At 62.2% G+C, this 18,862-nt stretch carries 19 protein-coding genes; 15 read left to right on the top strand and 4 right to left on the bottom strand.

All coding sequences use genetic code 11. The features are described 5' to 3' along the window. The first annotated feature begins 22 nt into the window (after positions 1-22). The 3 genes from NKH50_RS04080 to NKH50_RS04070 all read left to right on the top strand — a co-directional run bounded on the left by NKH50_RS04080 (position 23) and on the right by NKH50_RS04070 (position 1,857). A complete protein-coding gene (locus tag NKH50_RS04080) occupies positions 23-280 on the top strand; it encodes a GlsB/YeaQ/YmgE family stress response membrane protein (RefSeq protein ID WP_023675081.1) in 258 nt (85 codons plus the stop codon). A 137-nt stretch (positions 281-417) separates the two neighbouring features. Next, entirely contained in the window at positions 418-1,383 is a 966-nt protein-coding gene (gene lipA, locus NKH50_RS04075; protein ID WP_352876809.1) for a lipoyl synthase, read from the top strand. A 12-nt stretch (positions 1,384-1,395) separates the two neighbouring features. Beyond that, the gene (locus NKH50_RS04070; RefSeq protein WP_254817195.1) at positions 1,396-1,857 is read left to right on the top strand and encodes a type II toxin-antitoxin system RatA family toxin; all 462 of its coding nucleotides are present in this window, start codon (positions 1,396-1,398) and stop codon (positions 1,855-1,857) included. On the opposite strand, the gene NKH50_RS04065 is transcribed toward NKH50_RS04070, so the two are convergent. Together NKH50_RS04065 and NKH50_RS04060 are read right to left on the bottom strand one after the other, a co-directional pair. Further along, positions 1,833-2,342: a CinA family protein gene (locus NKH50_RS04065; RefSeq protein WP_254817196.1), complete on the bottom strand. Its 510-nt coding sequence runs from the start codon at positions 2,340-2,342 to the stop codon at positions 1,833-1,835. The genes NKH50_RS04070 and NKH50_RS04065 overlap by 25 nt on opposite strands. After that, positions 2,339-3,559, bottom strand: a complete 1,221-nt coding sequence (locus tag NKH50_RS04060) for a bifunctional 2-C-methyl-D-erythritol 4-phosphate cytidylyltransferase/2-C-methyl-D-erythritol 2,4-cyclodiphosphate synthase (protein ID WP_352876806.1) — start codon at positions 3,557-3,559, stop codon at positions 2,339-2,341. Before NKH50_RS04060 ends, NKH50_RS04065 begins: the two co-directional genes overlap by 4 nt. A gap of 182 nt (positions 3,560-3,741) precedes the next feature. Between NKH50_RS04060 and dusB the strand changes: the two genes are divergently transcribed. The 8 genes from dusB (at position 3,742) to hflX (ending at position 13,868) form a co-directional block, all read left to right on the top strand. Further along, positions 3,742-4,770: a tRNA dihydrouridine synthase DusB gene (gene dusB, locus NKH50_RS04055; RefSeq protein WP_352645783.1), complete on the top strand. Its 1,029-nt coding sequence runs from the start codon at positions 3,742-3,744 to the stop codon at positions 4,768-4,770. After that, complete coding sequence (locus NKH50_RS04050) at positions 4,767-5,909, top strand: two-component system sensor histidine kinase NtrB (protein ID WP_023675075.1); 1,143 nt, start codon at positions 4,767-4,769, stop codon at positions 5,907-5,909. The genes dusB and NKH50_RS04050 overlap by 4 nt, the downstream gene beginning before the upstream one ends. Then, positions 5,906-7,366 carry a nitrogen regulation protein NR(I) gene (ntrC, locus tag NKH50_RS04045; protein WP_254817199.1) on the top strand — a complete coding sequence of 487 codons (1,461 nt, stop codon included), beginning with the start codon at positions 5,906-5,908 and terminating at the stop codon, positions 7,364-7,366. Before NKH50_RS04050 ends, ntrC begins: the two co-directional genes overlap by 4 nt. A gap of 128 nt (positions 7,367-7,494) precedes the next feature. Next, on the top strand, positions 7,495-9,780 hold the full coding sequence (locus NKH50_RS04040; RefSeq protein WP_352478832.1) for a sensor histidine kinase NtrY-like: 2,286 nt from the start codon (positions 7,495-7,497) through the stop codon (positions 9,778-9,780). Beyond that, complete coding sequence (ntrX, locus tag NKH50_RS04035) at positions 9,770-11,131, top strand: nitrogen assimilation response regulator NtrX (protein WP_254817201.1); 1,362 nt, start codon at positions 9,770-9,772, stop codon at positions 11,129-11,131. Before NKH50_RS04040 ends, ntrX begins: the two co-directional genes overlap by 11 nt. Positions 11,132-11,221: 90 nt before the next feature. Continuing rightward, positions 11,222-12,085, top strand: a complete 864-nt coding sequence (locus tag NKH50_RS04030; RefSeq protein WP_352689299.1) for a D-amino-acid transaminase — start codon at positions 11,222-11,224, stop codon at positions 12,083-12,085. A gap of 145 nt (positions 12,086-12,230) precedes the next feature. Continuing rightward, on the top strand, positions 12,231-12,476 hold the full coding sequence (gene hfq / locus NKH50_RS04025; protein ID WP_006202172.1) for an RNA chaperone Hfq: 246 nt from the start codon (positions 12,231-12,233) through the stop codon (positions 12,474-12,476). Then, entirely contained in the window at positions 12,477-13,868 is a 1,392-nt protein-coding gene (hflX, locus tag NKH50_RS04020) for a GTPase HflX (protein WP_352876803.1), read from the top strand. Positions 13,869-13,874: 6 nt separating this feature from the next. Here hflX and mazG read toward each other — a convergent pair whose 3' ends face one another. Together mazG and NKH50_RS04010 are read right to left on the bottom strand one after the other, a co-directional pair. Further along, entirely contained in the window at positions 13,875-14,699 is an 825-nt protein-coding gene (mazG, locus tag NKH50_RS04015) for a nucleoside triphosphate pyrophosphohydrolase (RefSeq protein ID WP_352507406.1), read from the bottom strand. A 136-nt stretch (positions 14,700-14,835) separates the two neighbouring features. Beyond that, positions 14,836-16,020, bottom strand: coding sequence for an amino acid aminotransferase (locus NKH50_RS04010; RefSeq protein ID WP_352876801.1), 1,185 nt, complete (start codon positions 16,018-16,020; stop codon positions 14,836-14,838). 213 nt (positions 16,021-16,233) lie between these two features. Between NKH50_RS04010 and NKH50_RS04005 the strand changes: the two genes are divergently transcribed. Genes NKH50_RS04005 through NKH50_RS03990 form a run of 4 tightly spaced genes read left to right on the top strand, consistent with a single transcriptional unit; the run spans position 16,234 to position 18,856 of the window. Next, positions 16,234-16,764: a sigma-70 family RNA polymerase sigma factor gene (locus NKH50_RS04005; protein WP_352876799.1), complete on the top strand. Its 531-nt coding sequence runs from the start codon at positions 16,234-16,236 to the stop codon at positions 16,762-16,764. After that, positions 16,764-17,537, top strand: coding sequence for an anti-sigma factor family protein (locus tag NKH50_RS04000; RefSeq protein ID WP_352876797.1), 774 nt, complete (start codon positions 16,764-16,766; stop codon positions 17,535-17,537). Before NKH50_RS04005 ends, NKH50_RS04000 begins: the two co-directional genes overlap by 1 nt. Before the next feature lie 24 nt (positions 17,538-17,561). Next, the gene (locus NKH50_RS03995; protein WP_254817208.1) at positions 17,562-18,269 is read left to right on the top strand and encodes a Bax inhibitor-1/YccA family protein; all 708 of its coding nucleotides are present in this window, start codon (positions 17,562-17,564) and stop codon (positions 18,267-18,269) included. Positions 18,270-18,301: 32 nt separating this feature from the next. Beyond that, entirely contained in the window at positions 18,302-18,856 is a 555-nt protein-coding gene (locus tag NKH50_RS03990) for a DUF2076 domain-containing protein (protein ID WP_352876794.1), read from the top strand. The last annotated feature ends 6 nt before the right edge of the window (positions 18,857-18,862 follow it).

Below are 18,862 nucleotides of genomic sequence, written 5' to 3'. Positions count from 1 at the left end.
CCATCATACAAGGAGAGGGCATATGGAAATGAACGGCGTGGGCTGGGTAGCAGCAATCATCATCGGTGGCCTGGCGGGATGGCTCGCCGAGATGGTCATGAAGAGCAATACCGGCATCCTCATGAACATCGTTCTCGGCATTGTCGGCGCAATCGTGTTGAACGCCATCTTGCAGGCCCTGAACATCGGCATCTTCGGCGTCGGCTGGATCGCCTATCTGATCACCGGCTTCATCGGCGCCTGCATTCTGATTGCGGTCGGACGACTGGTGCGCCGCTAACCTCTGTCGGCACTTGCTATGCGAAAAAGGCCACCGCGGCATGCGTGATCGCGGCCTTTTTCTTTTCGCCGAAAAGTCCTAGATGACGTGGGTAGAGCGAGCGCTGGACAAGCGCTTGCCAATGAGCCGGGTTTCACATGGTCACCGTCCTTGACACGATTGCCAATGCGCCGCGCCTGCGGCATCCCGAAAAGGCGCACAAGCCGGATCAGGACGTACTGCGCAAGCCTGACTGGATCCGCGTCAAGGCGCCGATATCGAAAGGCTATGCCGAGACGCGCGAAATCGTGAAGTCTCACAAGCTGGTGACGGTTTGCGAAGAGGCGGGCTGCCCCAATATCGGCGAGTGCTGGGAGAAGAAGCACGCCACCTTCATGATCATGGGCGAGATCTGCACGCGGGCCTGCGCCTTTTGCAATGTCGCCACCGGCATCCCGACCGCACTCGATCCCGACGAGCCGGCGCGTGTCGCGCATGCGGTCAAGCAGATGGGCTTGAGCCATGTCGTCATCACCTCCGTCGATCGCGACGATCTCGCGGATGGCGGGGCCCAGCATTTTGCCGATGTCATCCGTGCGATCAGGGCAGCAACCCCGTTGACGACGATCGAAATCCTGACGCCCGATTTCCTGCGCAAGGACGGTGCGCTGGAGATCGTCGTGGCGGCCAAGCCGGATGTTTTCAACCATAATCTCGAGACCGTGCCGTCTAACTATCTGACGGTTCGGCCGGGCGCGCGCTATTTCCACTCGATCAGGCTCTTGCAGCGGGTCAAGGAGCTTGACCCCTCGATCTTCACCAAGTCCGGCATCATGGTTGGCCTTGGCGAGGAGCGGAACGAAATCCTGCAACTAATGGACGATCTGCGTTCGGCCAATGTCGATTTCATGACCATCGGCCAATATCTGCAGCCGTCGAAGAAACACCATCCGGTGATCCGCTTCGTCACGCCTGAGGAATTCAAGTCCTTCGAGACGATCGGCAAGACCAAGGGCTTCCTGCTGGTGGCGTCAAGCCCGCTGACACGCTCGTCGCACCATGCCGGCGACGATTTCGCCAGACTACGCGCGGCGCGTGAAGCGTTTCTCAGGAAGTCCGCCTAACAAACTGGTTTCATGCCACAATTCGAAGCCCATCGCCGCGTCGCGCATACGCCGGAGCAGATGTTCGCTCTGGTCGCCGATGTCGAATCCTATCCGCAATTCCTTCCGCTTTGCGAGGCACTGACGGTTCGCTCACGCAAGGAACGCGACGGACGCACCTTGCTCATCGCCGACATGAGCATCGGCTACAAGGCGATCCGCGAGACCTTTACCACGCAGGTGCTGCTGAAGCCGGACGAGAACGCCATCGATGTCAAATACATTGACGGCCCTTTCAAATATCTGAGCAATGTCTGGCGCTTCGACCCGGCGGACGGCAGCGGTTGCAACGTCTGCTTCTTTATCGACTACGAGTTCAAGAGCCGCATTTTGGGGGCGTTGATGGGAACCATGTTCGACCGCGCCTTCCGCATGTTCTCCGAGGCGTTCGAGAAAAGGGCCGAAATCATCTACGGCGCGCCATCGGCAGCCTGATCCGCAGCGAGCGCGCGCAGACCCAGCTCAAGCGCATGCCGGACCGTCTCCCGGCGGATGAAATCACGGCCCTTGTCGGCGAACAGCTGGCATTCGCTGACTACCGGCCGGCCAGCCACGGCGACGCCGAACCAGACCAGGCCGACAGGTTTTTCCGCCGAGCCGCCGGCCGGACCGGCGATGCCAGTTACCGCCAGTGCAAGCCCGGCCGGCGAATGGGCCAAGGCTCCGGCCGCCATCTCCACTGCGGTCTCGCGCGAGACCGCGCCGTGCGCCTCGAGCGTAGCGGCCGAGACGCCGAGCATCTCGGTCTTGGCCTGGTTGGAATAGGTGATGAAGCCGCGATCGACCACCGCGGAAGAGCCGGCGATGTCGGTCAGGGCGGCGATGATCATGCCCCCGGTGCAGCTCTCGGCCGTCGCCAGCGTGATGCCGCGCTGCTGGCAGGCCTGAAGTAGGGCATCTGCGAGATCGCTATTGCTCACTCGGGGACATCCCCTGGAAACACGACGCTGGCGGTCGCGATGGCCGCTATGCCTTCCTCACGGCCGACGAAGCCGAGCTTCTCATTGGTTGTCGCCTTGATCGAAATGCGATCGAGCGAAATTCGCAGGATTGCGGAAAGCGTTTCGGTCATGGCCTCGCGATGCGGGCCGACGCGCGGCGCCTCGCAGATCAGGGTGATATCGGCGTTGGCGATGCGCCCGCCGCGCGCGCGCACCAGCTTGGCCGCGTGTTCGACGAAGATGCGCGAAGCGGCCCCTTTCCACTGCGGGTCGGAGGGCGGGAAATGCGTTCCGATGTCACCGGCGCCGCAGGTGGCGAGCAGGGCGTCGGTCAAGGCGTGGAGACCGACATCGGCATCCGAATGGCCGGACAATTTCCTGTCGTGTGGAATGGCGACGCCGCACAGGGTGACATGGTCGCCGGGCTCGAACGCATGGACGTCATAGCCATTGCCGGTTCGGATGTCGGGAAAACGTGGGGCGCTAGAAAGCCGCTGATCCGCCATTGCAATATCCCGTGCCCAGGTCAGTTTGACGTTCTCCGGCGAGCCAGGAACGATCTTCACCGGAATATGCGCCCATTCGGCGATTGCCGCATCGTCGGTGAAATCCGCTTTGCCCAGATGATGAGCCTTTTCGTGCGCAGCCAGAATCGGCCAGAACGGAAAGCCTTGCGGTGTCTGTGCGGCATAAAGCCCGGCCCTGGACACGGTTTCGCCGATCATGCCTTCTGCCGTTTCGCGCTTGAGCGTGTCGGCAACCGGCAAAGCAGGCAGTGCCCCCTGGCGCTCGCCAATAGCGGCGATCGTGCGGTCTATCAGTTCCGCATCGACAAACGGCCGGGCCGCATCATGGATCAGGACCCGGCCCGGCGCATTGCTTCTCAACGCCAGCAGTCCAAGGCGGACGGACTCCTGCCGTGACGTACCGCCGGTCACAGCGACGACACGGTCGGCGTTCGCACCGGCCGCACGGCGGAAAAGCGCGCCGTCGTCGGCATGGATAGCAACGACGACAGGTCCAATCTTCGGATGCGTCAGAAAGGCGCCGAGCGTGCGTGCAATAACGGCGCCGCCGCCAATTTGCTGGTACTGCTTTGGCCCATTGGCCTGTCCGGCGCGCGCGCCGCGGCCGGCAGCAACGATGACCACGGCGACCTTGTCGTCCGCAGCTTGCTTTTCGCTCACATCTCTCATGCCGAGACGCTTAACCCATGATCCCGAAAAGTGGTATCGCTTTTGAAAGACCCAGGATTGATGCGGTGCGGCGATCCGTTTTTTTTCCCAAATGCGCCTTAATGTCACGACATTGCGCGTTGCACATTGCCGTCGTTCTGGCTAGAGAATGTGCAGCAACCGAAGGTGCTTGGTTTTTGTGCATGCCTGATGTGACCAAATTGGCTTCGCCGCTAGATGTGGGTGGCGTGAGAATCCGCAATCGCGTGTTTCTCGCGCCGATGTCGGGCATTACCGACGAACCGTTCCGGCAGCGCGCCCATGCCCATGGCGCCGGGCTGGTTGTATCGGAAATGGTGGCGAGCGGTGAGCTTGCAAAGGGCAGGGCTGGTTCGGGCCTGCGCATCCGTCATTCCGGGCTGCCTGTTCACATGGTCCAGCTTGCCGGCCGCGAGGCGGTGCACATGGCCGAGGGCGCGCGAATCGCGGCCGGCGAGGGCGCCGACATCATCGACATCAACATGGGCTGTCCGGCCAAGAAGGTGACTGGCGGCTATGCCGGTTCGGCACTGATGCGAGACCTCGACCACGCGCTGTCGCTGATCGAAGCGGTGGTCGGCGCGGTCAACGTGCCGGTCACGGTCAAGATGCGGCTCGGCTGGGACGAAGGTGCGCTCAACGCGCCGATGCTGGCGCGACGCGCCGAGCAGGCCGGGGTGATGATGGTGACGGTACACGGCCGGACACGTTGTCAGTTCTACCAGGGCAAGGCCGACTGGCGTGCCATCGCACGCGTCAAGCAGGCGGTCTCTATCCCGGTCGTTGCCAATGGCGATGTCGGCTCGCCGGCAGAGGCCGCGTCGATCCTCGAGCAGTCTGGCGCCGACGCGGTGATGGTCGGCCGCGCGCACTATGGCGCGCCGTGGACGGCCGGCAGCATTGTAGCGGCCGCGCTGGCCGAGCCGGTATCCAGCATGCCGGAAAGCCCGCAAGCGCTGGCCGACTACGTCATTGCCCATTACGAAGACATGCTGGCGCTCTATGGCGTGGAAAGCGGAGTGCGCCAGGCGCGCAAGCATCTCGGCTGGTATCTCGACCGCCACGCCGGCGGCACAAGCGACGACCGGCGCAAGACCATACTCACGTCTTTCGAGCCTGGGCGTGTCATTGCGTTGCTGCGCGACATGTTTTCAACCGCTCCCGAAGCGGCGAACCTGCGGAGTGCGGCATGAACGCCACCGTCACACAGAGCACGGATATGGCGGACGCCGCGCATATTGTGCTCAACACCATTCGCCGGCCGGTAATCATGGTCGATCCGCAAGGTTTCATCACCTTCGCCAATGCCGATGCCGAGGATTTTTTCCGGTCGAGCGCCACGATGCTCGCCCGCAACACGCTGCACAAGCTCATTCCTTTCGGCAGCCCGCTGCTGACGCTTGTCGACCAGGTGCGCGAGCGCCGGGCACCGGTCAACGAATACCGGGTCGACGTGTCGTCGCCACGTCTCGGCATCGAGAAGGTGGTCGACCTCTACGTCGCACCAGTGACGGAATTTCCAGGCTCGGTCGTGGTGATGTTCCAGGAACGCTCAATGGCCGACAAGATCGACCGGCAGATGACGCATCGCGGTGCGGCACGCTCGGTCACCGGCCTCGCCGCGATGCTTGCCCATGAGATCAAGAACCCGCTGTCCGGCATTCGTGGTGCTGCGCAGTTGCTAGAGCTGTCGGCGTCCGACGAGGATCGCGCACTGACCAGGCTGATCACCGACGAAACCGACCGCATTGTCTCGCTGGTCGACCGCATGGAGGTGTTTTCCGACGAGCGGCCGATCGACCGCTACCCCGTCAACATCCATGTCGTGCTCGACCATGTCAAGGCAATCGCCAAGAACGGTTTTGCCAAGCGAATCAAGATATTGGAGGACTATGATCCATCATTGCCTCCGGTTTTTGCCAATCGCGACCAGCTCATCCAGGTGTTTCTCAATCTGGTAAAAAATGCCGCCGAGGCGATCGGCAGTGATCCGCAGGGCGAGATCATGCTATCGACCGCCTTCCGTCCGGGCATCCGTGTTTCCGTACCCGGGACCCAGGACCGCGTATCGCTGCCATTGGAATTCTGCGTGCGTGACAACGGTTCGGGTGTTTCCGAAGACATCCTGCCGATCCTATTCGATCCTTTCATCACTACCAAGCCGAACGGCTCCGGTCTCGGTCTGGCGCTGGTCGCAAAGATCGTCGGCGAGCATGGCGGCATCATTGAATGCGAATCGACCCCGCGCGGCACCACTTTCCGCATCCTGATGCCGGCGTGGAAAGAAACCCAGTTTGGCACCGACGACGACGGTGAAGGAGACCGCAAATGACCGTTCGCGGCAATATTCTCGTCGCCGACGACGATGCGGCCATCCGCACTGTCCTCAACCAGGCGCTTTCGCGCGTCGGCCATGACGTGCGCGTCACGTCCAACGCTTCGACGCTGTGGCGCTGGGTTGCGGCGGGCGAGGGCGATCTGGTTATCACCGATGTTGTCATGCCTGACGAGAACGCCTTCGACATGCTGCCGCGCATCAAGAAGGCGCGACCGGAACTGCCGGTCATCGTCATGAGTGCGCAGAACACGTTCATGACAGCAATTCGTGCCTCCGAAACCGGGGCCTACGAGTATCTGCCGAAACCGTTCGACCTGACGGAGCTGCTTAACATCGTCAACCGCGCTCTTTCCGAGCCGCGGCGGCCGAAGATCGATACGCGGGCCGACGAGCCGCCGGAAACGATGCCGCTGGTCGGCCGCTCGGCGGCCATGCAGGACATCTACCGCATGCTGGCGCGCATGATGCAGACCGACCTGACGGTCATGATCAGCGGCGAGTCGGGTACCGGCAAGGAACTGGTGGCGCGCGCGCTGCATGAATACGGCCGCCGCCGAGGCGGTCCGTTCGTCGCTATCAACATGGCGGCGATCCCGCGCGACCTGATCGAATCGGAGTTGTTCGGGCACGAGAAGGGCGCCTTTACCGGCGCGCAGAACCGCTCCACCGGCCGTTTCGAGCAGGCCGAAGGCGGCACGCTCTTCCTCGACGAGATCGGTGATATGCCGATGGAAGCGCAGACGCGGCTGCTGCGTGTGTTGCAGCAGGGCGAATACACCACGGTCGGCGGCCGCACGCCGATCAAGACCGACGTGCGCATCGTCGCTGCCACCAACAAGGACCTGCGCACACTGATTAATCAGGGGCTTTTCCGCGAGGACCTGTTCTACCGCTTGAATGTTGTGCCGCTCAGGCTGCCGGCGCTGCGCGAGCGGTCGGAGGACATTCCGGACCTCGTCCGCCACTTCTTCAAGCTCGGCGTCAGTGAAGGCTTGCAGACCAAGCGCATTTCCACCGGCGGCATCGAGCTGATGAAGCGCTACCCATGGCCCGGTAATGTGCGCGAACTCGAAAACCTCATTCGCAGGCTGGCCGCACTGTATTCGCAGGACGAGATTTCCGCCGAGATCATCGAGGCGGAGTTGAAGACCGGCGAAAGGCCTGTCGTTCCAGGTGGCGGCAACCTCATTCCCGATGACCTTTCCATCGGCCAGGCGGTGGAGCATTTCCTGCAACGCTATTTTGCCTCGTTTGCCGGCGACCTGCCCCCGGCCGGGCTCTATCAGCGAATCCTCTCTGAGGTCGAATATCCGCTGGTCCTCGCCTCGATGACCGCAACGCGCGGTAACCAGATCAAGGCTGCCGAATTGCTGGGGCTCAACCGCAACACGCTGCGCAAGAAGATTCGCGAACTCGGCGTCAACGTCTACAAATCGTCCAGGCAGGTCTAGACGAATCCCTTTACGAGCGCTTTCCAGGGGATCGATTGCCGAAAGATTTCCGTCTAGGCCACACTTGTTGCATAATCGCCACAATGCGTTGCATACATCCGACGTAATCACTGGCTCTAGACAGCGACATGGCCCTGCACGCACCGACACTGAGCAAATCGCTTTTCAGCAATACGGGCGCGCGAGACGGTCGCCGGCTGCTTGCGCTGCCGGGCGTGATCGCCATTGCCGGTGCGCTGGTGACGGCGGCGATCTCCTTCGCCATTCTGGTCGGTGCGACGCCGATCACGCCCGACGCGAGGACGACGCTGGCGCTGATTGCGCTTAATGCGGCGTTCGTCCTGTTTCTGATTTTGCTGGTCGGCCGCGAGGTGCATCGCATCCTGATGGCACGACGGCATGGCAAGGCTGCGTCGCGGCTGCATGTGCGCATAGTGGCGATGTTTGCGCTGGTCGCCGCCATCCCCGCCATCATGGTGGCGATCATCGCGTCGATCACGCTCGACATCGGCCTCGACCGCTGGTTCGAGATCCGCACCAAGACGATCGTCAATTCGTCGTTGTCGATCGCTGACGCCTATGTGCAGGAAAACGCGCGAAATCTTCAGGGCACGACGTTGTCGATGGCTTACGACCTCGACGCTTCGCGCACGCTTTACGGCCTCGATCGTACCGGTTTCCTCGACCTCATGAACAAGGAGGCGGTGGGTCGCTCGCTGGCGCACGCGGCACTCATCAAGCCCGATGGTTCCTTCGTCATGAGCGCCAAGACCGACGCGGACTTTGCCATGCCAGAGCCGCCTGAGGGCGCCGTGGCAAGCGCTGCAGACGGCAAGCCGGTGCTGATAGAACCGCGCACCCGCAACATCATGGGTGCCATCGTCAAGCTGCGCGAGATCGACGGCCTCTATCTTTACACCATCCGCCTCGTCGATCCCGAGGTGATCAAGGCGCGGCAGATCGTCAAATCCAACACCGCCGAATATCGCGGTCTCGAAGACAATCGCCGCACCTCGCAAGTGGCTTTCGCGCTTCCCTATCTGTCGCTGACGCTGATCATCATCCTGTCCGCCATCTGGACCGGCATTGCGGTGGCCGACCGCCTGGTGCGGCCGATTCGTCAGCTCATCGGCGCGGCCGACGAGGTCGCTACCGGCAATCTCGACGTAGCCGTGCCTGTCCGCCCCTCCGACGGTGACGTCGCCTCGCTCGGCGACACCTTCAACAAGATGCTGATGGAGCTGAAATCGCAGCGCAACGAGATCCTGTCGGCCAAGGATTTGATCGACGAGCGGCGGCGCTTTTCGGAGGCGGTGCTTGCCGGCGTCACCGCCGGGGTCATCGGCGTCGATCCATATGGCATCGTCACCATCGTCAACCGTTCGGCCGAAACCATGCTGGCCATATCCGCTCCGGCAGCGCTTGGGCAGAACCTTTCCGCGGTGCTGCCGCATGTCGGCCGCGTCTTCGAGATCGGCCGCAAATCGGGCAAGCCGGTCTATCGCGAACAGGTCACCTTCTATCGTGCCGGCACCGAACGGACCTTCAACGTGCAGATCACGATTGAAGCCGGCGACGACGGTTCGGAGGATAAGTCCTACGTCGTGACAGTCGACGACATTACCGATCTGGTCCAGGCACAGCGTTCCTCTGCATGGGCCGACGTGGCGCGGCGCATCGCCCACGAGATCAAGAACCCGCTGACGCCGATCCAGCTTTCGGCCGAGCGCATCAAGCGCCGTTACGGCAAGGTCATCACCGAGGACCGTGAGGTTTTCGATCAATGCACCGACACCATCATCCGGCAAGTGGAGGACATCGGCCGCATGGTCGACGAGTTCTCGGCGTTCGCCCGCATGCCGAAACCGGAAATGAAGGCAATCGATCTGCGCGATTCGTTGCGCGAGGCCTCGTTCCTGGTCGAAGTAAGCCGCGCCGACATCACCTTCGAGCGCGTCTTCGGCAATGAGCCGCTCAAAGGCACGTTCGACAGCCGCCTGATGGCGCAGGCGTTCGGCAACGTCATCAAGAATGCCGCCGAAGCCATCGACGGACTTGATGCAGAGGATCGTCCGCACGGCATAATCCGGATTCAAGCCGGACGTCAGAATGGCGCGATTCGAATCGACGTCATCGACAACGGCAGGGGCTTGCCGCGCGAAAACCGGCAGCGCTTGCTCGAGCCTTACATGACGACACGCGAGAAAGGCACCGGGCTTGGCCTCGCTATCGTCAAGAAGATCGTGGAGGACCATGGCGGGCGACTCGAATTGCACGATGCACCAGCGGACTTCCACGATGGGCGGGGTGCAATGATCAGCATCATCCTGCCGGTTGCCGCCACAGTTCCGATACGCGGCGAGGGCAAGACGGAACACGAAAAAGAAACTGAAAAGGTCGGTAATGGCGTCTGATATTCTCATCGTCGATGACGAGGAAGACATCCGCGAACTCGTCGCCGGTATCCTGAGCGACGAAGGTCACGAAACACGCACGGCGTTTGACGCCGACAGCGCGCTGGCGGCGGTCGCCGACCGAGCACCCCGGCTGATCTTCCTCGACATCTGGCTGCAGGGTTCGCGGCTCGATGGCCTCGCTTTGCTGGACGAGATCAAGACGATGCACCCGAACCTGCCGGTGGTGATGATCTCGGGCCACGGCAATATCGAAACGGCGGTCTCGGCCATCCGCCGCGGCGCCTATGATTTTATTGAAAAGCCGTTCAAGGCCGACAGGCTGATCCTTATTGCCGAACGGGCGCTTGAAACGTCCAAATTGAGACGCGAGGTTTCGGATCTCAAATTGCGCAGCGGCGAGACTTTCGACCTCATCGGCATGTCGTCGGCAATGAGCCAATTGCGCCAGACCATCGAGCGCGTCGCGCCGACCAACAGCCGCGTCATGATTATCGGCCCCTCCGGCTCGGGCAAGGAACTGGCGGCGCGCGCCATCCACGCATTGTCGGCGCGCAAGAGTGCACCTTTTGTGACGCTGAGCGCCGCCAACATCACGCCTGAGCGTATGGAGATCGAGCTGTTCGGCACCGAATCGAACGGCGTCGAACGCAAGGTCGGCGCGCTGGAGGAAGCCCATCGCGGCATTCTCTACATCGATGAAGTGGCCGATATGCCGCGCGAGACGCAAAACAAGATCCTGCGCGTGCTGGTCGAACAGCAGTTCGAGCGGGTAGGGGGCACCAAGCGGGTCAAGGTCGACGTGCGCATCATCTCGTCGACCTCGCAGAACCTCGAAGCCATGATCGCCGACGGCCGTTTCCGTGAGGACCTTTATCATCGCCTGGCCGTGGTTCCGGTCATGGTGCCGGGACTGGCCGAGCGTCGCGAGGACATTCCTTATCTGGTCGACAATTTCATGAAGCAGATCGCTCGCCAGGCCGGCATCAAGCCGCGTCGCATCGGCGACGACGCGCTGGCGGTGCTGCAGGCGCACAACTGGCCGGGCAACGTTCGGCAGTTGCGAAACAATGTCGAGCGTCTGATGATCCTGGCGCGTGGCGATGATGTCGATGCGCCGATCACCGCCGACCTCTTGCCTGCCGAGATCGGCGACGTCATGCCGCGCACTCCAAACAAGTCCGATCAGCACATAATGGCGCTGCCGCTGCGTGAAGCACGCGAACAATTCGAAAAGGATTATCTGATCGCCCAGATCAACCGTTTTGGCGGCAACATCTCGAAGACGGCAGAGTTTATCGGCATGGAACGCTCTGCATTGCACCGCAAGCTGAAGTCGCTGGGCGTCTGACAGCCAAACCAGTCGTGGCCCACGCAATTATCGGTTACTGCGGTCCTTGGAATCGCATAAGAAAGCTGGGACTTCTTCCAGGGATTTGCCATGCCGCGCATTGCCTATGTTAACGGGCGCTATGTCGCTCACGCCGAAGCTTCGGTGCATATCGAAGACCGTGGCTATCAATTCGCCGATGGCGTCTACGAGGTCTGCGAGGTGGCACGAGGCTTCATCGTCGACATGCCGCGCCATCTCGCTCGATTGAATCGCTCACTTACCGAACTCTCGATCGATTGGCCGATCACGCGCGGCGTGCTACCGCTCGTCATGCGCGAGGTGGTGCGCCGCAACCATGTCGTCGACGGTCTGATCTACGTCCAGGTGACACGCGGCGTCGCCAGCCGCGAGTTTTTCTTCCCGCCGGCGGGCACGAAGCCGTCACTGGTGGTGATCGCCAAAAAAGCCGATCCTGCAGTTGCCGCGAAGCGGGCCGAGAGCGGGATCCGGGTCATCACGGTGCCGGAGAACCGATGGGATCGGGTCGATATCAAGTCGGTCGGCCTGCTGCCGAACGTGCTGGCCAAGCAGAAAGCCAAGGAAGCCGGCGCTCAGGAGGCCTGGTTCGTTGATGTTGACGGTACCGTCAAGGAAGGTGGATCGTCGAACGCGTGGATCATCACCAGGGACGGCGTGCTGGTGACACGGCCCGCCGAGCACGGCATCCTGCGCGGCATCACCCGCACGACACTGTTCGATGTCGCCGCCAAGCTTGGCCTGAAGATTGAGGAGCGCGGCTTTTCGGTTGCCGAAGCCAAGGCCGCGCGCGAGGTTTTCATCAGCTCTGCAACCACGATTGCCATGCCGGTGGTGGCGATCGATGGCGCTCCCGTCGCCAACGGCCACCCGGGCTCGATAACAGTTTCATTACGGCAGGCCTTTTTTGACGTTGCGGAAAAAAGTCCAGCCTGATAACCGCACAGATGGAATGAACATCAATATATCTCGTTCTGCTTGTCGTTACTGACGGCAAGATGGTGTTTGCGTGCTTGACATGTGCCGGCTAATTTGGCGCATTGGCCTGCAAACCGAAGGGGATCGGCGAAAGACAAGAACAATGGCGGAACGATCGCAAAATCTTCAGGACCTGTTCCTGAATTCAGTTCGCAAGAGCAAAAACCCACTCACCATCTTTCTCATCAACGGCGTGAAGCTGACCGGCGTGGTCACTTCGTTCGATAATTTCTGCGTTCTGCTGCGTCGCGACGGCCATTCCCAGCTTGTCTACAAGCACGCTATTTCCACGATCATGCCGAGCCAGCCGGTTCAGATGTTCGATGGTGAGGAAAGCCAGGGCGCCTGATTGGCACGTGAGAAAGACGCGGACCGCAGCGTTCGCGGAAAACCAGCACATCAGACCGGGACAGAGGCCAACGGCCGGACCCGGGCGGTGGTCATCGTGCCGGTGCTTACCCGGCAGCCGCGTGGCGACGACGATACCAATCGTCCGCGCCTGACCCGTTCCGCCGAGGCCCGTCGCGACGAGGCGGTCGGCCTCGCCAGCGCCATCGACCTTGACTTGGTCCACACGGCGGTGGTGACCGTCAATGATCCACGTCCGGCGACCCTGCTCGGCAGCGGCAAGGTCGCGGAGTTCGCCGAGATCGTCAAAGAGGGCCACGCGGAAGTGGTCATTGTCGATCATCCGCTGACCCCGGTACAGCAGCGCAACCTCGAAAAAGAGTTGAACGCCAAGGTGCTCGACCGCACCGGGCTGATCCTGGAGATTTTCGGCGAGCGCGCCCGCACCAAAGAAGGCACGCTGCAGGTCGACCTTGCCCATCTCAACTACCAGAAGGGCCGCCTTGTCCGAAGCTGGACCCACCTCGAGCGCCAGCGCGGCGGCGCCGGCTTTCTCGGCGGTCCTGGCGAGACCCAGATCGAGTCGGATCGGCGTGTGCTGCAGGACAAGATCACCAAGCTGAAGCACGAGCTCGAAACCGTGCGCCGCACCCGCGACCTGCACCGTGCCAAGCGCAAGAAGGTGCCATTTCCGGTGGTGGCGATCGTCGGCTACACCAATGCCGGCAAGTCGACGCTGTTCAACCGGCTGACCGGAGCAGGGGTGCTGGCCGAAGACATGCTGTTTGCCACGCTCGACCAGACGCTGCGCCGCGTGCGCCTGCCGCACGGTACGCCGATCATCCTTTCCGACACGGTAGGCTTCATTTCCGACCTGCCAACACATCTGGTCGCGGCCTTCAGGGCGACGCTGGAGGAAGTGGTCGAGGCAGACCTCGTCATTCATCTGCGCGACATCTCCGATCCCGATACGGCCGCGCAGGCCGAAGATGTCGAGCGCATCCTTGCCGATCTCGGCGTCGATGCCCGCGATAGCAAGCGCGTCATCGAAGTATGGAACAAGATCGACCGGCTCGACGAGGGCAACCGGGCGCGGCTGCTTGCTGATGGTGCTGACGGCAAGAAGGCACCGCCAATCGCCATATCGGCAGTGACCGGCGAGGGCATCGATGCGCTGAAGGCGATCATCGAGACGATGATGTCGGGCGAACTGGAGACGTTCACCGTCACGCTCAAGCCCGACCAACTCGCCGTCGTCGACTGGCTTTACCGCAACGGCGACATCGCCTCGCGTGATGACAATGAGGATGGCAGCGTGACCATCGCGCTCAAGGCCACGCACAGCGCCCGGCAGGAGATCGAAAGCCGATTGCGACGTCAAAACAGCGGGTAGGGACCTTTACTTCGCGCTTTTTGCTTGCTGCCAGAGCGCTTCCATCTCGTCCAGCGTCGCCTCTTCTAGGCTGTTTCCCGACGCTTGCAGCGTCCGCTCGACATAGTGGAAGCGCGACCGGAATTTTTCGTTGGTGCCGCTGAGTGCCGCTTCGGAATCAATTTTGAGGTGCCGGCCGAGATTGACGATCGCAAACAGCATGTCGCCGAACTCATCCTTGATCGGCGCGCTGTCGCCTTTGGCGAGCGCTTCGCGCAATTCGCCGATCTCCTCCTCTATCTTTTCGAGGATCGGTGCCGCCTCGCTCCAGTCGAAGCCGACGCGGGCGGCCTTTTCCTGCAGCTTGAGCGCCCGGGTCAGCGCGGGCAGCGCGACCGGCACGCTGTCGAGAAAGCCCTTGCCATGGTCTTCCGGGTCGAGCCCACGGGTGAGGCGCGCACTGCGCTTCTCCGCCTTTTCCTCTGCCTTGATCTTTTCCCACATGCCCTTGGCCATGCCGGCGCTGCGCGCCTTGTCGTCGCCGAAGACATGGGGATGGCGGCGGATCATTTTTGTGGTGATGGCCTGGACCACATCGCCGAATGAAAATTCGCCGGCCTCCTCGGCCATTTGCGCGTGGTAGACCACTTGCAGCAGGAGATCGCCAAGCTCGTCCCGCAGATCGTCGAGATCGCCGCGCGCAATGGCGTCCGCCACTTCGTAGGCTTCCTCGATCGTGTATGGCGCGATTGTCGAAAAGCCCTGCTCGATATCCCACGGGCAACCGGTTTCCGGCGCCCGCAGCGCTGCCATGATCTCGATCAGCCGGGAAATGTCTTTCGAGGGTTTCATCTGGGAAACGCTATCCTGTACACGGCTGTGCGGCCAACGGCTTCAGCCGGTGAGGGCGCCTTGTCCACAGATGGGCCGCCAGACCATGATACGAAAGTGGAAGCCGGTTTCCGGAAGATCCTAGTTAGCAAAAGCATCAGTCGAGCACGGAGACGATCGCCTTGGCGAGCGCATCCATGCCGTCCTCGGGCAGCCCGGCAACGTTGATGCGGCTGTCGCCGACCATGTAGATGCCATGCTCGGCGCGCAGCCGCTCGACTTGCGCTTCCGACAGGCCGAGCCGGGAAAACATGCCGCGATGGCTGGCGACGAAATCGAAACGGTCGGAGTTGGACTGCCGGCGCAGCGCCTCGGAGAACTGGACGCGCAGCCGCAGCATGCGCAGCCGCATCTCTTCAAGCTCTGCCTCCCAATCGGAACGCAATGCGGGGTCTTCGAGCACGATGCGCACCGCCGCCGCGCCGTGGTCCGGCGGCATCGAATACATGGCACGTGCCGCCGACAGCATCTGGCCCATCGCCAAATCCGCCTGCGCGCCGTCTTTCGCCATGATCAGCGCTGCACCGACTCGGTCGCGATAGACGGCAAAGTTCTTCGAGCAGCTCGAGGCAACGACCATTTCCGGAACTTTTGCCGCCAGAAGGCGCAAGCCGGCGGCATCCGCATCAAGCCCGTCGCCAAAGCCCTGATAGGCGATGTCGACAAAGGGCAGCAGGCCGCGCTCAACGACAAGATCGGCAATGGCAGCCCATTGCGGGATTTCTAGATTGGCGCCCGTCGGGTTATGGCAACAGCCATGCAACAATACGACGTCGCCAGGATTGGCGGTTCTCAATGCATTCAGCATGTCGTCGAAGCGAACCGCACCAGAAGCAGCGTCGAAATAGGGATATTCGCGTGTCTGCAGGCCAGCGGCGCGCATCACCGGCGTGTGGTTCGGCCATGTCGGATCCGACAGCCAGACCATCGCGTCGGTGCGAGTCCTTTTCAGTAGCTCTGCCACCAGCCGCAGCGCGCCGGAGCCGCCGGGCGCCTGTGCCGCACGAATGCGCGTCATGTCGGCGGCTGGGCCGAACACCAATCTGGCCATCGCCGCGTTGAAGGCGGTATCCCCGGCAAGGCCGAGATAGGTCTTGGTATCCTGGCCCTGCAGCAACCGCTTTTCGGCTTCGCGCACCGCGCGCATCACCGGCGTCTTGCCGTCGCGATCCTTATAGACGCCGACCCCGAGATCGACCTTGTCGGGACGCGGGTCGGCGCGATAGAGGCCGATCAAGGCCAGGATCTTGTCGGCAGGCGCGGGCTGGAGATTTTCGAACATCGATAAGTTTCCGTTGGCGGCGGAGTGATACGCAAACCGGCCGTGCTTTGCCAGCAGTTTGATATGCGCCAACTCGGCGTCGGTTTGCCTCGAGGGCGGGCCGATACTATCTGCCGGGCGAGGGTAGGCGCGATATCTCCCAGAGAGAGCGCGGCGAGCCGAAAAATTCGGGGAGAGCGGGATTAAAATTCCGACCTGCTCCGTAAACAGGACATGAAACGGCCGATGCCACGCTTCGACATTCTGGGACAGCTCGGTTCACTGCGCCGCTATGCACGCTCGCTGACACGCGACAGCGCCGATGCAGAGGATCTGGTGCATGATGCGCTGGTGCGTGCCTATGAGCGACGCGGCAGCTTCCGCTCCGGCGGAAACCTTCGCGTATGGCTGCTGTCGATCGTCCACAACGCGTTCATCGACGGCTTGCGATCCCGCAAATCCGAAGCAATGCGCATCGAACAGGCCGGCTATCTCGCCGAGGCCAGCGTCCAGGCTGCGCAGGAACATTCGGTCCGTCTGGCACAGGTGCGCGACGCTTTTTTCACATTGCCGGAAGAGCAGCGTTGCGCGCTGCATCTCGTCGCCATCGAGGGGCTCAGCTACAGCGAGGCAGCCGAGGTTAGCGGCGTGCCGCTTGGCACGCTGATGTCGCGCATCGGCAGGGCACGTGCGGCACTCCGCGAGATGGAGGACGCGGCACCGGCACGGGCGAAAGGCCATCTGAAGATCGTCGGAGGTCGATGATGAACCAACTGCGCGATCCCGTGACCGACACCGATCTTGACGCCTATGTCGACGATCAGCTGGACGTGGCGCGTCGCATCGAGGTGGAGGCGTTCCTTTCGGCCCGCCCGGAGGCGGCCGCGCGGGTGATGTCCGACCTGCGGATGCGTGACGAATTGCGCGTGGCGCTTGCCGGATCGAAAGGCATGGCGCGGCCCGCGACGGCCGATGCTGCACGGCGGCTGGAGCGGGGATTGGCGCGCGGCCGCGTCCTTGGTGCTTTGCAGCGAGCGGCGGCAGTCGCTGTCTTCGTCGCCGCCGGCTGGCTTGCGAACGGGCTCATCGGACCGATATCGGTGACGGAAGTCGTCGCTTCGACCCATCCGCCCGCCTATGTGGAGGACGCGGTCCGGGCGCACCGCACGACGCTCGTGCGCGAGGCGATGTCGTCGCAACCCGAAGCGCCCGGCTACAATGCCGACGAAATTCGCGCCGCGACGGCGATCATTATGCCATCGCTGCCAGCGGACTGGACGGTCCGCGACGTGCAGATCTACCCATCGCAGTTCGGCCCGAGCGTCGAGATGGCTGTCGAGACGAAAGAGATGGGGCTGGTCTCGTTGTTCGCAACCAGGCCCGGGACATTCGACGTCGTCAAGCCGACTGTCGTTCCCTCGGGCGATGTTTCCTCAGCTTATTTCCAGATCGGCGAGGTCGCCTACGCGGTCGTCGCACGTAGAGATATCCAAGGCATAGATCTCACGGCCGAATCGCTCGCCAAGACGCTTTACTGATCGACCTTCAAGAAGGAGAACCAAATGAACAATCTCGGATATATCGGGGCCGGAGCCCGAGCCGGAGCCGTCTACGACGAAGGCCTGCGCCGGCACATGCTGCGCGTCTACAACTACATGGGCCTTGGCCTCGTCGTTACGGGCGTGATCGCGTTCGTGGTGGCTTCCACACCCGCGCTTTACGTGCCGATCTTCTCCACACCGCTGAAATGGGTGGTTATGCTGGCACCACTGGCCTTTGTGCTCTTGTTCTCGTTCCGGATGCAGACGATGTCGGCGGCCGGCGCCCAGGCGATGTTCTGGGCATTCTGCGCGGTCATGGGGCTGTCGCTGGCTTCCGTGTTCCTGGTCTTTACCGGCACCAGCATCGCACGCACCTTCTTCATCGCCGCCACCATGTTCGGCGCGACCAGCCTTTACGGGTACACGACCAAACGCGACCTGACGCAGTTCTCGTCGTTCCTGATCATGGGCCTGATCGGCGTGGTGATCGCCAGCATCGTCAATATCTTCCTGGGCTCGACCGCGCTCCAGTTTGCGATCTCGGTGATCGGCATCGCCGTCTTCATCGGCCTCACCGCCTGGGATACCCAGACTATCAAGGAGCAGTATGCGGAAAACTTCGGTGCGGAATCACAGCAGAAGCTCGCTGTCTTCGGTGCATTCTCGCTCTATCTGAACTTCATCAACATCTTCCAACTGCTGTTGAACTTCACCGGCGAGCGCGAATAGCCGGCGTCGGACCACGACCGGAGGCGGATATCATGGACAGAAACGATCAACAGGCGATCGGACACCTCTTCGAGAAGTTGGCAAATGTCGAGCGCCAGGCGCCGCCGCGCGATGCGGAAGCAGAGCGCTTCATCCAGGATCAGATCGGTCAGCAGCCTGGCGCGCCATATTACATGGCCCAGACGATCGTGGTGCAGGAGCAGGCCTTGAACGCAGCTCAGGCACGCATCGAAGAACTGGAAGAGCAGGCGCAGCAGCCCGCCAGCGGTGGACCGCTCAGCAGCTTCTTCGGCCGCAGCGGCGGCAGGCGCTCAGGCTCGGTTCCGCGGGTAGGGCGCGCCGCCTCCGTTGCAACTGAAGGGTCGCAGGACACGCCACAGCGGGCAGGCGGCGGTTTTCTTGCTGGCGCTGCGCAGACCACGATGGGCGTGGCCGGCGGAGTGCTGCTCGGCAACGCGATCGCCGGCATGTTTGGCGGCAGCGAAGCGAAGGCAGCTGAACAGCCGACGCCGCAGCCGGACGAAGCCGATCAGGCAGGCGATGCCAGCTCCGACAATGGCGGTGACTTCGGTGATATGGAGTTCTGACGAGCG

The sequence above is a fragment of the Mesorhizobium sp. M1027 genome (genome assembly GCF_040318745.1).
Classification (GTDB): Bacteria; Pseudomonadota; Alphaproteobacteria; order Rhizobiales; family Rhizobiaceae; genus Mesorhizobium.
The sequence above is the reverse complement of the archived record's forward strand: the minus strand, read 5'-3'. Positions and strand labels throughout refer to the sequence as shown.

Bases quoted from the DNA above. Each gene is read 5' to 3' on its own strand.
- NKH50_RS04080 (WP_023675081.1), top strand. From the start codon at position 23: ATGGAAATGAACGGCGTGGGCTGGGTAGCAGCAATCATCATCGGTGGC.
- lipA (WP_352876809.1), top strand. From the start codon at position 418: ATGGTCACCGTCCTTGACACGATTGCCAATGCGCCGCGCCTGCGGCAT.
- NKH50_RS04070 (WP_254817195.1), top strand. From the start codon at position 1,396: ATGCCACAATTCGAAGCCCATCGCCGCGTCGCGCATACGCCGGAGCAG.
- NKH50_RS04060 (WP_352876806.1), bottom strand. From the start codon at position 3,559: ATGAGAGATGTGAGCGAAAAGCAAGCTGCGGACGACAAGGTCGCCGTG.
- dusB (WP_352645783.1), top strand. From the start codon at position 3,742: ATGCCTGATGTGACCAAATTGGCTTCGCCGCTAGATGTGGGTGGCGTG.
- NKH50_RS04050 (WP_023675075.1), top strand. From the start codon at position 4,767: ATGAACGCCACCGTCACACAGAGCACGGATATGGCGGACGCCGCGCAT.
- ntrC (WP_254817199.1), top strand. From the start codon at position 5,906: ATGACCGTTCGCGGCAATATTCTCGTCGCCGACGACGATGCGGCCATC.
- NKH50_RS04040 (WP_352478832.1), top strand. From the start codon at position 7,495: ATGGCCCTGCACGCACCGACACTGAGCAAATCGCTTTTCAGCAATACG.
- ntrX (WP_254817201.1), top strand. From the start codon at position 9,770: ATGGCGTCTGATATTCTCATCGTCGATGACGAGGAAGACATCCGCGAA.
- NKH50_RS04030 (WP_352689299.1), top strand. From the start codon at position 11,222: ATGCCGCGCATTGCCTATGTTAACGGGCGCTATGTCGCTCACGCCGAA.
- hfq (WP_006202172.1), top strand. From the start codon at position 12,231: ATGGCGGAACGATCGCAAAATCTTCAGGACCTGTTCCTGAATTCAGTT.
- mazG (WP_352507406.1), bottom strand. From the start codon at position 14,699: ATGAAACCCTCGAAAGACATTTCCCGGCTGATCGAGATCATGGCAGCG.
- NKH50_RS04010 (WP_352876801.1), bottom strand. From the start codon at position 16,020: ATGTTCGAAAATCTCCAGCCCGCGCCTGCCGACAAGATCCTGGCCTTG.
- NKH50_RS04005 (WP_352876799.1), top strand. From the start codon at position 16,234: ATGAAACGGCCGATGCCACGCTTCGACATTCTGGGACAGCTCGGTTCA.
- NKH50_RS04000 (WP_352876797.1), top strand. From the start codon at position 16,764: ATGAACCAACTGCGCGATCCCGTGACCGACACCGATCTTGACGCCTAT.
- NKH50_RS03995 (WP_254817208.1), top strand. From the start codon at position 17,562: ATGAACAATCTCGGATATATCGGGGCCGGAGCCCGAGCCGGAGCCGTC.
- NKH50_RS03990 (WP_352876794.1), top strand. From the start codon at position 18,302: ATGGACAGAAACGATCAACAGGCGATCGGACACCTCTTCGAGAAGTTG.